General features: G+C 55.5%; 14 protein-coding genes and 1 pseudogene. 14 read left to right on the top strand and 1 reads right to left on the bottom strand.

Annotated elements, in window-relative coordinates:
- Window positions 1–43: 43 nt before the first annotated feature.
- The 12 genes from AC0YNV_RS35130 (at window position 44) to AC0YNV_RS35075 (ending at window position 13,509) form a co-directional block, all read left to right on the top strand.
- A complete protein-coding gene (locus AC0YNV_RS35130; protein ID WP_475772187.1) occupies window positions 44–433 on the top strand; it encodes a Rieske (2Fe-2S) protein in 390 nt (129 codons plus the stop codon).
- A gap of 20 nt (window positions 434–453) precedes the next feature.
- Entirely contained in the window at window positions 454–1,497 is a 1,044-nt protein-coding gene (locus tag AC0YNV_RS35125; RefSeq protein WP_475772186.1) for an amidohydrolase family protein, read from the top strand.
- Window positions 1,498–2,438: 941 nt separating this feature from the next.
- Window positions 2,439–3,407 carry an ABC transporter permease gene (locus AC0YNV_RS35120; protein WP_475772185.1) on the top strand — a complete coding sequence of 323 codons (969 nt, stop codon included), beginning with the start codon at window positions 2,439–2,441 and terminating at the stop codon, window positions 3,405–3,407.
- A 33-nt stretch (window positions 3,408–3,440) separates the two neighbouring features.
- Window positions 3,441–4,334 carry a carbohydrate ABC transporter permease gene (locus AC0YNV_RS35115; protein ID WP_475772184.1) on the top strand — a complete coding sequence of 298 codons (894 nt, stop codon included), beginning with the start codon at window positions 3,441–3,443 and terminating at the stop codon, window positions 4,332–4,334.
- 121 nt (window positions 4,335–4,455) lie between these two features.
- Complete coding sequence (locus AC0YNV_RS35110) at window positions 4,456–6,129, top strand: ABC transporter substrate-binding protein (RefSeq protein WP_475772183.1); 1,674 nt, start codon at window positions 4,456–4,458, stop codon at window positions 6,127–6,129.
- A gap of 201 nt (window positions 6,130–6,330) precedes the next feature.
- Window positions 6,331–6,618 carry a hypothetical protein gene (locus tag AC0YNV_RS35105; RefSeq protein ID WP_475772182.1) on the top strand — a complete coding sequence of 96 codons (288 nt, stop codon included), beginning with the start codon at window positions 6,331–6,333 and terminating at the stop codon, window positions 6,616–6,618.
- Window positions 6,611–7,384 carry a phytanoyl-CoA dioxygenase family protein gene (locus AC0YNV_RS35100; RefSeq protein ID WP_475772181.1) on the top strand — a complete coding sequence of 258 codons (774 nt, stop codon included), beginning with the start codon at window positions 6,611–6,613 and terminating at the stop codon, window positions 7,382–7,384. Before AC0YNV_RS35105 ends, AC0YNV_RS35100 begins: the two co-directional genes overlap by 8 nt.
- 23 nt (window positions 7,385–7,407) lie before the next feature.
- Entirely contained in the window at window positions 7,408–8,478 is a 1,071-nt protein-coding gene (locus AC0YNV_RS35095; RefSeq protein WP_475772180.1) for an enolase C-terminal domain-like protein, read from the top strand.
- A gap of 73 nt (window positions 8,479–8,551) precedes the next feature.
- Window positions 8,552–10,852, top strand: coding sequence for a helix-turn-helix domain-containing protein (locus tag AC0YNV_RS35090; protein WP_475772179.1), 2,301 nt, complete (start codon window positions 8,552–8,554; stop codon window positions 10,850–10,852).
- 43 nt (window positions 10,853–10,895) lie between these two features.
- A complete protein-coding gene (locus AC0YNV_RS35085; RefSeq protein WP_475772178.1) occupies window positions 10,896–11,978 on the top strand; it encodes an amidohydrolase family protein in 1,083 nt (360 codons plus the stop codon).
- A 16-nt stretch (window positions 11,979–11,994) separates the two neighbouring features.
- On the top strand, window positions 11,995–13,053 hold the full coding sequence (locus tag AC0YNV_RS35080) for an amidohydrolase family protein (RefSeq protein ID WP_475772177.1): 1,059 nt from the start codon (window positions 11,995–11,997) through the stop codon (window positions 13,051–13,053).
- Window positions 13,054–13,068: 15 nt separating this feature from the next.
- Window positions 13,069–13,509: a Rieske (2Fe-2S) protein gene (locus AC0YNV_RS35075; RefSeq protein ID WP_475772176.1), complete on the top strand. Its 441-nt coding sequence runs from the start codon at window positions 13,069–13,071 to the stop codon at window positions 13,507–13,509.
- A 208-nt stretch (window positions 13,510–13,717) separates the two neighbouring features.
- Here AC0YNV_RS35075 and AC0YNV_RS35070 read toward each other — a convergent pair whose 3' ends face one another.
- The gene (locus AC0YNV_RS35070; protein WP_475772206.1) at window positions 13,718–13,981 is read right to left on the bottom strand and encodes an IS3 family transposase; all 264 of its coding nucleotides are present in this window, start codon (window positions 13,979–13,981) and stop codon (window positions 13,718–13,720) included.
- Between the two features lie 362 nt (window positions 13,982–14,343).
- Here AC0YNV_RS35070 and AC0YNV_RS35065 point away from each other — a divergent pair.
- Both AC0YNV_RS35065 and AC0YNV_RS35060 read left to right on the top strand, forming a co-directional pair.
- Window positions 14,344–14,550, top strand: a pseudogene (locus AC0YNV_RS35065) (OmpL47-type beta-barrel domain-containing protein); the annotation flags it as partial.
- The gene (locus AC0YNV_RS35060; protein ID WP_475772175.1) at window positions 14,507–14,797 is read left to right on the top strand and encodes a fibronectin type III domain-containing protein; all 291 of its coding nucleotides are present in this window, start codon (window positions 14,507–14,509) and stop codon (window positions 14,795–14,797) included. The pseudogene AC0YNV_RS35065 and the gene AC0YNV_RS35060, both read left to right, overlap by 44 nt.
- The last annotated feature ends 65 nt before the right edge of the window (window positions 14,798–14,862 follow it).

Raw genomic sequence — 14,862 nt, 5'->3', positions numbered from 1 at the left:
TATTAAAAATAAACAGAGGTGAATGAAAGTGGGAAGACACGTTGTGGGTACAGTGGCTGAACTGCCCCCGGGCTCAAGAAAAATCGTTACACTGGAAGATCGGCCTGTTGGGTTATTTAATGTAAATGGTATCTATTATGCATTAAAAAATACGTGTCCCCATCAAGGAGCGCCACTGTGCGTGGGCACCGTAACCGGAATGACTTTACCAGCTGCTCCAGGTGAATACATCTATGGGAGACAAGGGGAGATTGTCCGATGCCCATGGCATGGCTGGGAATTTGATCTCACCACGGGCAAATCAATCTACGACCCGCTTAAATGTTTGGTTAAAACCTATGAGGTTGCTGTGGAACAAGAGGAACAAGCTGAGGTAGAAGTCGAAACTTATCCCGTAAAAGTAGAATCGGGATTGGTCATTATCTTAATGTAAAGAAATGAGGAGGATTGAAAATGAATAAAGGAATTATCGATTGTGACGTTCATCCGATGCCCCAAAATATTGACGAAATTCGTTCTTATATGCAAATGCCATGGAAGGACAGGCATAAAGGCGGTGGGCGTGGCTTATTTGGTAATCCGGTTCACGGAGCCCGTTTGGATGCCAGACCGACAAACGGAGGACCTGAGGGAAGCGACCCGGAATTTCTCCGTGAGCAGCATATTAAGCCTTTCAATGTTGCCCATGCGATTCTCTTGCCAAGAGCTTTCTGCAACCTGCATCCTGATCCTGACTTTGCTACCGCTGTTGCTGCGGCTTACAATGATTGGCAAGCAGATACGTGGTTAGGTAAATACAACCCGGATGGCGTGTTCAAAGGATCGATCACGATTGCGCATCAGGACCCCATTGCGGCCGCGAAGGAAATCGAACGTTGGGCAGGGCATCCACACTTTGTACAAGTAATGACGGACTCTGGGGCACGAGCGCCGTTTGGGCAGCGGCAGTACTATCCGATTTACGAAGCATGTGAACGTCTTGGATTTCCTCTGGCCATTCATCCCGGTACGGATGGAATGGGGATCAATATTCAACCATCGCCGGGTTATCCCACCCATTATATTGAATGGCATACCTGCCTGTCCTTAGGTTTTCAGGCACACCTGGTCAGCTTTATTACGGAAGGCGTATTTGAAAAGTTTCCTGGATTAAAAGTTGTCATGGTAGAAGGTGGTTCAGCCTGGTTGCCAACTCTAATGTGGCGTTTGGATGCTGAATATAAAGCGCTTAGGTACGAAGTGCCTTGGGTGAAAAAACGTCCAAGTGAATATTTGCGTGATCATGTTCGTGTGACTTCGCAGCCTCTTGAACGTCCGGACAATGACAAGCATTTGCTTAATACACTAGAAGCGATGGATGCGGAACACATATTAATGTTCTCCAGCGATTATCCACATTGGGACTTTGATTCACCGAAGATGGCTTTCCCGAAATTACCGGAAGCCATGCATAACCGCATCTATTACGAAAATGCGAGGGAGTTGTATAAGCTGTAAACTATGTACATTTGATATAAAGACGATCTATGATCATCATCAGACCTCAATGTATAGATAGACAGGATAGTATGAATATTACCTAGATGTTCGATCGAAACGACCGGCTCCAGCGATGGTTTTGCTTTTTGAACCATCGCTACACTTGTTTTACGGCTTATTTACCCCAAAATTTTATTCGCTACTCCATTTGCCGGGGGTGCGGAATGTGAGGCAAGCGTGCAGTAGAACTGGAGATGGTCGACTCCATTGGGCGGGAAACGCTTCGTACGACGTTAAAAAAACACAACTCAAGCCGAATCCGGAAACCCCCCTGATCTGCATGGACGAACAGCCGTACCAGTTGCTGGATCATTTGCTGAAACCCATTCCGATGAAAAGCGGACGCGTCTTGCGAGAAGACTACGAATACGTTCGTAAAGGAACCTGCAGCATTTTCATGTTTAAAGAACCGTTAGCCGGATGGCGTCATATTGTGGCCTCACCACGTCGAACGAAAGCGGATTGAGCCTTGCAAATTCGGGAACTGCTGAAAGTGCACTATCCGAAGCTGAAGCGGATTTGGATCGTGATGGACAATTTGAATACGCACGCGATTTCGTCTTTATACGAAACCTTTCCCGCTGCCGAAGCTTTAGCGCTAGCCAAAGGCATTTTACAACCGAACAAGCACGTCACAAGCTAAAATACTTATATCCTAAAATTTAACACGGTCAAGGTACTAGGCTATACGGCGGACGATCAGTCAGCCGCGCTTGCCTGGTTCCTTCTGGAGAGCCTGTCATAATCGCGGTCATCCCGCTTGCGGCGCGCCTTTTCTGGGCCGATCCTAAAAATTGCACACTTCGCTGACTTATTTCATATTTACTCTTTCGGAGACTGTAGCTAAGATATTTCTTGTAAGCGCTTCACAAAAAATCGGCCGGAAAGGAGTCGCCCGCATGAAGGTCATGGATCGGCCGGTCAGTTCCGGCACGGAGGCGGTCGTCGTTGCCGGAAGAAGAACCTGGGTCAAACGGCTTGCGAAAAGCTGGCAGCTGCATACCCTGTTCTTTTTGCCTCTGGTCTACATTTTGGTGTTCAAGTATTATCCGATGTACGGCGCGCAGATCGCGTTCCGCAATTTTGTCGCTTCACAGGGGATCACAGGGAGCGATTGGGTGGGCTTCCGGAACTTCAGCCAGTTCTTCCACTCGTACGACTTCTGGAGAATTATCCGCAATACGTTCGGGTTGGCTATTTATCATCTGGTTGTAGGCTTCCCGATACCGGTTCTGCTCGCCCTCAGTCTCAATTATGTGCGCAGCATGAGGTACAGGCGGAGCGTGCAGATGATCACGTATGCGCCGCACTTCATCTCGGTCGTCGTCATGGCCGGCATCGTGCTGCAGATGCTCGATCCGCGGACGGGGCTGCTCACTAAGTTCGTCACGGCGATGGGGTTCGAGCGGATACAGTTCATGGCCCGGCCGGAGCTGTTCAAGACGATCTACGTCTTCAGTGACGTCTGGCAGAACATGGGCTTCGCCTGCATCGTCTATCTGGCCGCGCTCGCTGGCATCAGTCCGACGCTGCACGAGGCGGCTGTGATCGACGGGGCCAGCAAGCTGAACCGGATGAGGCATATCGACATACCGGGCATTTTGCCGGTGGCGATCATTATGCTGATTCTGAATACGGGCAACCTGATGGATATCGGCTTCGAGAAGGTGCTGCTGCTGCAAAATCCGCTGAATATGCGCAGCTCGGAAATCATCGATACGTACGTGTACAAGGTCGGGCTGACGTCCAGCGCGCCAAGCTTCTCCTATGCCTCGGCGATCGGCCTGTTCAAGTCAGCCATCAATCTGTTCTTACTCGTAACGCTCAACCGCGTGGCCCGCAAAACGGGACAGGAAAGCCTCTGGTAGGCGCTATGTCGGAAAAAGAAAGGGGGCGGTCGTATGAGTTCCGTCGGCATCCGCGAATCCAGTGGAGACAAGGCATTTAACTGGATCAACAACGTACTGCTAGGTCTGGTAACCGTCATCATTTTGTACCCGCTGATCTATATTGTCAGCGCTTCCGTCAGCGATCCGCATGCAGTCGCGTCGGGCAAGGTGTGGCTGTGGCCCGTCGGCCTGTCCTTGGAGGGCTATAAGGCGGTATTCCGTTACGACCTGATCATCAACGGATTTGTCAATTCGCTCATCTATATGGTCAGCGGCACGGCGATCAACATCGCACTGACGATACTGGCGGCATATCCGCTGTCGCGCCGCGATTTTTTCGGGCGGGGATTCTTCATGCTGCTGCTCGTATTCACCATGCTGTTCGACGGCGGGCTTATCCCAAGGTATCTGCTGGTAATGAACCTCGGAATGCTCAATACGCGCTGGGCGATGATTATTCCGTCCGCGCTGGCCGTCTATAACGTCATCATCACCCGCACCTACTTTAAGGTGACGATACCGGGCGAGATGCACGAGGCCGCGCAGATCGACGGCTGCAACGATTACCAGTTTCTGTGGCGCATCGTCATTCCGCTATCGATGCCGATTATCGCCGTCATCGGGCTGTTCTACGCCGTCGGGCACTGGAACCAGTTTTTCAATGCATTGATCTATCTCAGCAATGAGAAGCTGTTCCCGCTGCAGCTCGTGCTGAATCAGATATTGATTCAAAATCAGGTGACGCTGGACATGATGGACGTCAACGAGATGATCCAGAAAGAAAATCTGCGGCAGCTGCTGAAATATTCGCTTATCGTTGTCGCCAGCGTGCCGGTGCTGCTCATCTATCCGTTCGTCCAGCGGTTTTTCGTGCAGGGTGTCATGCTCGGCTCGCTCAAGGAGTAGCCGGAAGCGGCAGCGAAGGGAGGTGAGGGGCGACAAGGAACCGCAGCCGGATTCGGCCCGCGGTGGCAAGCGGGTTTTTGCAAAGGGCAGGTCACCACAACACAAGGAGAGATTCGGACGCATGAAAAAGATTACGATTCTGATCGCCGTCCTCAGTCTGCTCGTCATCTCAGCCGCGTGCAGCAAAAACGACGAAAGATCATCCTCAGGCTCCGCCGGAAGCGGAACGGGGAACCAGTCGGCGGCCGAAGCGGTAGCGCCGGCAGGAACCTTTCCGCTCGTGAAGGATAAGGCGACGCTTAAAATTCTCGTCATTTCTAACGAGAAAATCAATTTTTCGACCAATGAGTTCACAAAATGGTACGAAGACTACACGAATGTTCATATCGATTGGGAGGTCGTGCCGAACAGCAATCCGATGGATCAGCTCAATCTGAAGCTGAGCAGCGGCCAGTATCCCGACATTATCATGGGCTTCCCGATTACGCCGACGCAAATGATGATCTACGGCCAGCAGGGCATCTTCCTGCCGCTGAACGACCTGATCGACAAGTACGGCGTCGACGCCAAGAAGGTGTTCGAGACGACGCCGCAGGCGAAGGAAATATCTACCGCGCCGGACGGCAACATCTACGCGCTGCCGCGGATCAACGTCTGCTACCACTGCTCGTATCAGCAGAAGATGTGGATTTATCAGCCGTGGCTTGACAAGCTCGGTCTAAAGATGCCGACGACGACCGACGAGTTCTACAACGTGCTCAAGGCGTTCAAGGAGCAGGACCCCAACGGCAACGGCAAGGCCGATGAAATTCCGCTCGCCTCGCGCGATAGTACCGGCACGGACAGCATTGTGCCGTTCCTGATGAATTCCTTCATCTACACAAGCTACTTCAACGAGAGCACCAAGGATATGTATCTGGACAACGGCAAGGTTCAGGTGAACTACGACAAGCCGCAGTGGAAGGAAGGCATCAAATATTTCAAGAAGCTCTACGACGACAAGCTGCTGGCGCCGGAGACGTTCACGCAGAGCTCCGATCAGCTGATGTCGATGGGTGAAAATCCCGACGCTCCGATTCTCGGAGCCGCGCCCGGCATTACACCCGGTCTGTTCACCACTTGGCAGGGACCGAGCGGACGCTCCGAAGGCTACGTCGCCGTGCCGCCGCTCAAAGGGCCGGATGGCGTGCAGTACAGCGGCTGGGACGGTTATTCGATCGGGAACACGGGCTTCTTCGTCATTACGAACAATTGTAAAAATCCCGACCTGGCCTATCGTTGGGCGGACGCATTCTACTCCAAGGAAGTCACCTTCCGCTCGAGTATCGGTCGTCCGGATATCGAATGGCGCGACGCCAAGCCGGGCGAGATCGGCCTTGACGGCGGCCCCGCCACCTATTACGTCAATTCGGACGGCGAGAACGCGCACTGGTTCAGCTCGGGTCTGGCGAACAAGACGAACGCTCTGCGAATGAGCCGCGTCACCAATCCCGATAATCCCCTCGAGGATATTCTGTACAAGGAATCGAAGGAAAAATACGAACCGCACAAGCCGGATTTCAGCCAGATTGTGCCACCGCTGTTCATCACCAACGAGCAGGCTGCGGAAATCGCTCCGATCCAGAAGGCCGTCGGCGACTACGTCAACGAGATGTTCGCCCGCTTCGTAACCGGCGACGCCGATGTCGACAAGGAATGGGAGAGCTACGTGGCGACGTTGAAATCGATGAAGGTCGACCGCTTGCTGGAAATTTATCAAGCGGCCTACGACGGCTACAAGAAGCAGCAAAGCTAGCGCAACCTGCCATTGCAGAAGACGCGCCAAAAACGGTAAGCGCTTGACGGGAGCAGGCAGGGGCATCGCGCGTCCGTGCACTTGCTCCTCCTGCTTCCCGGCGCATCGAGTCGGAAGGGCGGCCGCCATCAGGCGGCAAGGCTATCAGCGCGTTGCGGCCGCAAGCGGATAATGGCACACATTTACGAAAGGGTGAACGAATTGATCACAAGACAGCAGTTGTTGTTTCTGAGTTTGAGATCCCCGGAGCTGGACTCCGGGACGGTCGCATGGGCGCTCTACGACGGGGCGCTGCCCAAGGACAAGATGCAGATGGGCTCGGGCGATACCGGAGAGCCGCCATACGCTTCCGTCGTTGACGCCATGCGCGACGGCTGGAATGTCATCCATATTCCGACTTTGCCCGTCTATATACCGGGACATGAGCATGAAAATGCCCACTTGCCATACGAATATGTGCTGGAGAGGAAGGTAGAGATCCATGACTAGAGCGCTGCGCGAACATTTGCTGACCGCCGGCGAGTTCGCCCGGTTTGTGGCCGACGGTTTTCTCGTCTTCGAATCGATCGTGCCGCAGGAGCTGAACGAGGCCGTCTACCGCGACGAGCTGGAGATCGAGCGGCAGGGGTACCATTTCTGGGAGGAGTCGGAGTCGCTTCGCTCGGTCTTCCAACTGCCTCGGGTGCAGGGGATCATTCAGAGTCTGCTTGGCGAAAATTATGTATACGACCACTCATTCCTGCATACCGTCAAGCCGAAGCATCTGAAGGCACAGGATTGGCATGTCGATTCGCTGATTAATCCGAATCCGCAGCGGTTCGATATCCAGATTTTCTACTTCGCCCACGATACACCCGTAGAGATGGGACCGACGCTTGTGCTGCCGGGTTCTCATCTGCGGCGCGTCAGTGGCGGCAGCATCGGCCGCTACAAAAATTTCAAGGGCCAGCGCCAGCTGGCGGTGAAGGCGGGCACGCTGGTCGTCTGGCATGCCGACATCTGGCACTGCGCGCAGCCCAACTATACCGACGACACCCGCTATGTATTCAAGCTGCGCCTGAACCCGGGAGAGCTGCAGCGCAATCTGTTCAATACGGACGGCTACCGCGATCCCGAGATCGTCGCTATTCTGAAGACGCCTCAGCCGTGGTACGGCGAGGACATGAAGATCGATTTCGAGATGCGGTATAAGATGTGGAATCATCTGACGGGCAACGACCGGGCGATTCCCGGCAGATACAAGCCGATCCCGTAAAGAAACAGGAAGGAGGTAGCGCCATGAAAATAACCGATGTCAAGGCATACGCCGTCAGGGAGACGATTCAGCCGTACGTCTGGCGCGCGGGCCTGCCCGGGTCGGGCAGCTTCAAGGAGACGACGGTGCTGCGCATCATCACCGACGAGGGACTCGAGGGAGTCGGCACCTTCCGCCGCGGAGCGATTGCCATCGATCTGATTTCGCGCAGACTGAAGAATCTGCTGATCGGCGAGGATCCGCTGATGAAGGAGAAGCTGTGGCACGACCTGTGGGAGCTTGACCGGACCGAGGAATTTCCCATCTACATGATGGGCGGCGTCGATATCGCCCTGTGGGATTTGACCGCCAAGGCCGCGGGCCTGCCTCTGTACCGGCTGCTCGGCGGCTACGCCAACCGGGTCCCCGCCTACGCCAGCACCGTCACCTACGAATCCGTCGATCAGTATTTGCGGATCGCGGACCAGGCGCTGGAGAAGGGCTACCGGGCCATCAAGCTGCATGCGTGGGGCGATGCTAGGAAGGACGCGGAGCTGGGCAGGGCGCTCCGCAAGCACGTCGGAGACGAGATCGCCCTCATGTACGACGGCTCGGGCGCCTTCGACCTGCAGCAGTCGATCTGGCTCGGCAAGCGGCTGGAGGAAGCGGGCTTTCTCTGGTACGAGGAGCCGATGCGGGAATACAATATCGGCAATTACCGCAGGCTGTGCGAGGAGCTGACGATTCCGGTGCTCGCCGCCGAGACGTCCGATGGCTGCCACTTCAACGCGGCCGACTTCATCGCCTTCGGTGCGGCGGATATACTGCGCACGAGCACGCATTTGAAGGGCGGAATCACCGGGGCGCTGCGCATCGCGCATCTTGCCGACGCTTTCGGCATGAAGGCGGAGATCCATTCGGGCGGGCTGCCAAATCTGCACCTGGCCTGCGCGATTCCGAACAACAGCTATTATGAAATCATCGTCTCCGGCGATCCGTTCGGCAGCCATATGGAGATCAATGCGGGCGGATTCGTGTCGCCGCCGATGGTGCCGGGAACCGGCGAAAGCTTTGATTGGAATCTGCTGGAAGAAAGCGCTTTTATGAAAGTGTAACCGAAACGGCGCGCCGTAATGATAAAATATAGTTGGCACGGCATTGTTCATAAGTAACCGAGGGGGGTACTTTATGAAACGCGTCTATTCTATCTTCTTTCTGCCGTATCTGTTGTTTCTGCTTATCCCGATTCTGGTGGGGACCGTCATTTATTACCAGACCGTCGACGTCGTCCGCAACGAAATTATCAGCAACAACATGTCCGTCATCGCGCAAACGCGGAAGGTGCTCGAGCGGGAGCTCTCCGGCATCGACAGCATCGTGCAGCAGGCGGTCACCGATCCCGACGTGGTGCAGTTCCAGTATGTGAACGACCCGTTCCAGGGAGCGGACGTGTACAGGACCAGAGCAACGCAGAGAAGTTTGGCAAAGTACGGGTTTTCCAATAATTTCATGCTCGATTATTTTATTCTGTTCAAGAACAACGGCGTTGCGCTGAACGGCACCGATATTTATTCGCTGAACGATTTCTACCAGAATTATATGCATTACGACAGCCTGACCTACGATCAGTGGTACAGCAAGGTGTTTGCGCAGTACCAGAAGCGCAATTACTGGCCAGCCGAGCAGGTCGTCTTCCGCAATCAGCGCCACTCGGTCATCTCCTACGTCAATTCGCTCGGATACATCGGCTATTCGGGGGGCAGCATCGTCGTGCTGATCGACAACCAGGAGATACAGCGGCTGCTGAGCAGCTTCAACATCTCCAGGGGCGGGTCGGCGTTCATTACGGACGCGAGTGGCGCGATTCTCAGCTCTTACAGCTCGGCGAAGGGCAGCGCGGAGCCGCCCCATTTGAAACTGGACGACTCGAGCGGCTTTCTGGAGCGGACGATCGACTCGGAGAAAATGATGATCACCTACACCAAGTCGCCGGCGACCGGATGGACGTATTACGTCGTCCAGCCGCGCAACCTCGTGCTCGGCAAGGTCAATTACATCAAGGGAATTACGGTCACCATCGTGCTCTCCTCGCTGCTGCTCGGGCTGATCGTCGCGCTGCTGCTGGCCCACCGGAACAGCCGGCCGCTGCGGCTGCTGCTTAAAAAGATGATGGAGCAGCTCGACGGCAAGAGCGGAAGCGGCAGAGGCAGCGGCGGCAACGCCTATCACTTCATCGAGCAGACGGTGTCCCGGCTGATTGATAACAACGAGGAGCTGCAGCACGAGATCGACAACCGGATGCCATTTTTGCGCGCGGCCTTCTTTGAACGGCTGCTCAAAAACCAGCTCTACATGAAGGACGACATCGGCGTCATGCTCAGGCACATCGGGGTCGATCTGCAGGGCAGCCGCTTCAACGTCTCGATTCTGCATCTGCACGATGACGGAAGCGCATACAACAAGCAGGCGCTGCAGGAGCTGGACGTGAAGAAGATCATGTTCCGCGAGCTGCTGCGCGACATCGTCCTCGACCGGGGCTATATTCACGAAATCCAGGAGAACAAGCTTGCCATCATTCACGTCTTCAAGTCGGGCGACGAGGCGGCTTGTCGGGCCGAGCTGGACGAGATGCTCCGGAGCGTCTATAGGGAAGCCCAGCGGACGCTGCGCTTCCGGCCGGATTTGGCCGCGGGCGGCCTGCACGGCCAGATGGCCGACCTGCCGCGCTCCTATGCGGAAGCGGAGCAGGCGCTCAGCTACAAGCTGCTGGAGATGGTGAGCGGCATCGTCATGTACGACGACCTTCCGCGGCCGGAGAACCCCGGCGCCTATTATTATCCCGACGACGTCGAGCTGCGGCTGATGAACCTGGCGAAGGCCGGCGAGGAGCGGGAGATGAAGGAGCTGCTCGCCGAGGTTGTCCGGATCAACTACGCGGAGCGCCGGCTGCCGCCTCCGATGCTCAGGCTGTTGGCGAGCGACATGGCCGGCAGCATCGTCAAGGTGCAGGAGCAGTCGCGGCTCGACGATCCACAGCTGCGCCAGGAGAGCGAGTCGCTGCTGTCCGAGCTGGAGAACTCCGAGGATCTGCCCCGGATTACGGAGAACATCGTCCGCATCTGGAGCGGCATCTGCGGCACCTTGCAGAGCCGCAAGCGGAGCAGCAACGAGTGGATGAAGCACGAAATCATCGATTATCTAAACAGCGTCTATCATTTGCCGGAGCTGAATTCGGAGCAGGTGGCGGACCATTTCCAAATATCGGCCGTCTATCTGTCACAGTATTTCAAGGAGCATACGGGTGTCAATTTTTTCGAATATCTGGAAAATCTGCGAATGGATAAAGCCAAGAAGCTGCTCCTCGATCCGGGATTGTCGATCGGCGAGGTGACGCAGCGGGTGGGCTATAATTCGCTGAATACGTTCGGAAGGGCGTTCAAAAGAATTCACGGCATCAATCCGACGGCTTACAGGCGCATCGCGAAATAAACTGTGCCGGCGGATTGCTGCCCAACAAGGAGGTTGCCCGTTCATGTTGCTAACCAAGCTTAACTCGGATGCGTCCGAAGGGCGCACCGGCGTATCCGTAATCGATTGCGACGTCCATGTCCACCCGGAGAACATAGCGGAGATCAGGCGGTTCCTGCAGCCGCCCTGGGATAAAAGGTTCCGCTTCTACCGCAGCGAGCTGTACAAGCGAACGGACCTCCCGGACGGCGATCCGAGACAGACCGCCAACGGCAAGCGGGTCGTCACCGATCCCGAACAGCTTCGCGGGCAGTGGATGAAGCCGCAGGGCATCGCCCATGCAATTTTGTTGCCGCGGGCCGAGGTGTCGGTCAACCCCGACCGCGGCTACTCGAGCGCCGTGGCGGCCGCCTTCAACGACTGGATGGCGGACACGTGGCTCGGCCGCCATAACGCCGACGGCGCGTTCAAGGGCTCGATTACGGTGGCCCACCAGGCGCCGGAGGAGGCGGCCGAGGAGATCGCCCGCTGGGCGGGGCATCCGCATTTTGTCCAGGTGCTGCTCGACTCCGGCGCGCGCGCGCCCTTCGGACAGCCGCACTATTATCCGATCTACGAGGCGTGCGAGCGTGCCGGGCTCCCGGTCGTCATCCATCCCGGCGGGGACGGCATGGGCCGGAACCTCGTCACGAGCCATGGCTATCCGGCCCATTATGCGGAGTATTACACGGGCCTGTCGTTCTCGATGCAATCCCATCTGGTCAGCCTGCTGACCGAAGGCGTCTTCGAGCGCTTCTCCGGGCTCAAGGTCGTCATCGCCGAGGGCGGCGTCCTCTGGCTGCCGGCGATGATGTGGCGGCTCGACACCGAGTACAAGGGGCTGCGCTCGGAAATTCCGTGGGTGCGGCGTCTGCCGAGCGACTATTTGCGGGAGCATGTCCGGCTGACGAGCCACCCGCTGGAGCGTCCGGCGTGCGCCGCAGACCTGACCGACACGCTGGATATGCTGAATCTGAAGGAGCTGCTGCTGTACGGCAGCGATTATCCGGACGGCACGGGCAATTTGCCCGCCGACCTGCCGGATATGGACGAAGCCGCGCTGCGGCGCATTTTGCACGACAACGCCAGGGAATTCTACAAGCTGTAACGGAGGAGATGAGGCTATGCCGACGCAAACGGCGGTCAAACGCGGCATTATCGACTGCGATGTTCATGTTACACCGTACAATGACGAACAGATTCGCAAATATTTGCCGGAAAAGTGGCGGAGCCGCTTCAACCAGACGGGCAGGGATATCTACCACCATCCGATGAGCGTCAACAGGACCGACTCGGTTCCCCCGTCGGGCCCTCCGGGGTCGGACCCGGACTTTCTGAGGAAGCAGCTGGTCGACGAGTACGGGATCGACCATTGCATCCTGCTCCATCGTCCGTTCAACAGCCCGGTTCCGTACGCGGACTATTCGTCTGCGGTCGCGAGCGCCTTCAACGATTGGTTGGCGGAGACGTGGGTCGGTGCCTATAATCCGGATGGCGTGTTCAAGGGCTCGATCTGCGTCTCTTCGCAGGACCCTGCTGGCGCGGTGAAGGAGATCGAGCGCTGGGCGGGCCGCGAGCACTTCGTCCAGGTGCTAGTCGATTCCGCGACGCGCGCGCCCTACGGGCAGCCGAACTATTATCCGATCTACGAAATATGCGATCATTACGGGCTGCCCTTCGCCATGCACGCCGGCAACGACGGCATCGGCATCAACAACCCGCCGACGATAGGCTATCCGACGCATTATATCGAATGGAGCACGCTGCACTGCGTGTCCTATCAGGTGCATCTGGTCAGCCTGCTGCTCGAAGGTGTCTTCGAGCGGTTTCCGAAGCTGAAGGTCGTCCTCGTGGAGGGCGGCGTCTCCTGGCTGCCCGCGCTCATGTGGCGGCTGGATATGCAGTACGAGCGCTGCTACAAGGAGCTGCCCTGGCTGAAGCGCAAGCCGAGCGAATATTTGAAGGATCATATCCGGCTGACCTCTCAGCCGATTGAGCGGCCCGACGAGGACCGGCATCTGCTGCAGGTGCTGGAGCAGATGAACGCGAAGGATATTCTGTTGTTCGCGAGCGATTATCCGCATTGGGATTTCGATTCGCCGCGTCTTGCCTTTCCCCGATTGCCGGAGGATTTAAAGAACCGCATTTTTCACGAAAACGCGTGCGAGCTGTATCACTTGTAAAGGAGCGAGAGCCATATGGGACGGCACCCGGTCTGCCCGTCCGGAGAGCTACTGCCGGGACAGTGCAGGATTGTGACGCTGGAGGGCAAGTCGATCGGCGTTTATAATATCAAAAATGTTTACTACGCGATACGCAACCGCTGTCCGCATCAGGGAGCGGAGCTGTGTCTCGGCCATATCCAGGGCATCATGATGCCGTCGGAGCCGGGCGTCTACGAATATGGCATGGACAGCGAAATCGTCCGCTGCCCGTGGCACGGCTGGGAATTCGACATTAAGAACGGACAATCGGTCTTCGATCCGATCAAATGCCGGGTGAGGGCTTACGAGGTGAACATCGTCGGTCTGGCCGCCACCCCGGATCGGCCGGGGGCGGATGCGGAAGAGGGAGAGTGGCCCTCCGTCGAGACGTTCCCGGTAAAGGTGGAGGATGAATGGGTGGTCGTCACCCTGTAGCGGGAATATGGTAAGCGGGAAGCTCCCCTGACATTGCGGTTTGCGGTCGAGGGAGCTTTTTCCCGTTATGCGGCACGGATTCGCAAAATAAATTTGGCGACAGTCCGGGGTTATTTTCCCCAAAGATGCCGCTGTTTTCTTGTTAAACAGAACTATTTATAGTCCGAGCCTCCTGAATCCATTCCGCGATATCGCCTATACAGCTTCTTTATCCTTTATGTATATGTGTTTTATCCTCCGATCCCACTCGAGGGAATAGCAAGGCTTGTGCCGCTACTTTCATGGAGTTCAAAACACACCTCTGGATTGTCAACAATAAACTGGACAGATTTTTCTGAGGCAACCGTCTTGCTTCAACCAGTGTTCGGTAACCGAGTATCCCGTGAATGCGGTGGTAATTAAACCAGTGGACATAATTGTCCACCTCCCCTGAAGCTGTTGGAGACTGTGGAAATGTCGTTGTGTGGCAAATTCCGTCTTGAAAATCTTAAACGTCGCTTCGGCAAACGCATTATCGTAAGGACAACCTTTTTTGCTTAGCGAACGTCTGATGCTAAACGTCTCCAGCGCCTTGGAAATGAGTTGGTTATCGAACTCACTGCCGCGATCCGTATGGAGCATCTCAATGCCATCCAGACAGACGCTCGCAATCGCTTTGTAAACGAGTCGGGCTGTCTTTCGCGTCCCGCAACTGTGACCGATGATTTCACGGTTAGAGGTCGACAAATAAGCAGACGTAATTCCATTTAGCGTCTACCCGGATATACGTCAGATCGCTTACGACAACGGCATAAGGTTCATCTTGCTTAAATTGGCTGATAGGCGACGGACAATGCCAGTCAGATTCAGAAATATCAGTATAAAATAGGGACGGACGGCGAGTGGAAAGATTATCTTGTACCTTTTTCTGTTGACATTAAAGGCCTGATACCCGTTTTTGCGAGATCGGTGGACTGGGCGGGAAATGTAAGTCAAGAAGCCCAAAAGACGGCCAAGCTTGATAAAGAAACCTCAAGCGCCTCAGCTTCTCATTTTAATTAATAAAACGGGAACTGATACTTTAATAAGTTGGGAGCCGGGCACGGACGAAAGTTCGGGCGTTTACGGATATGAGGTTTATGAGGGCGATGAATTATTGGCAACGACAAGTGGAACGCAAGTTCGTTTGACGGATTTAGCGAAAAACACGAAACATACGATAACTATCAAATCAGTTGATAATGCGGGGAACATCTTCGATCCTAATTTAGCTATGGTGTTCTATACCAATGATCCGATGATATCGTAGAGTTGGCATACTCGTGGGGACAGAACGACAGAGGGCAAGGAGAAGGTACATTAACCGGTAGAGCA

The organism is Paenibacillus sp. JT31N11, assembly GCF_056269285.1.
Note: the sequence above shows the minus strand (reverse complement) of the source record. Positions and strands in the feature narration are given on the sequence as shown.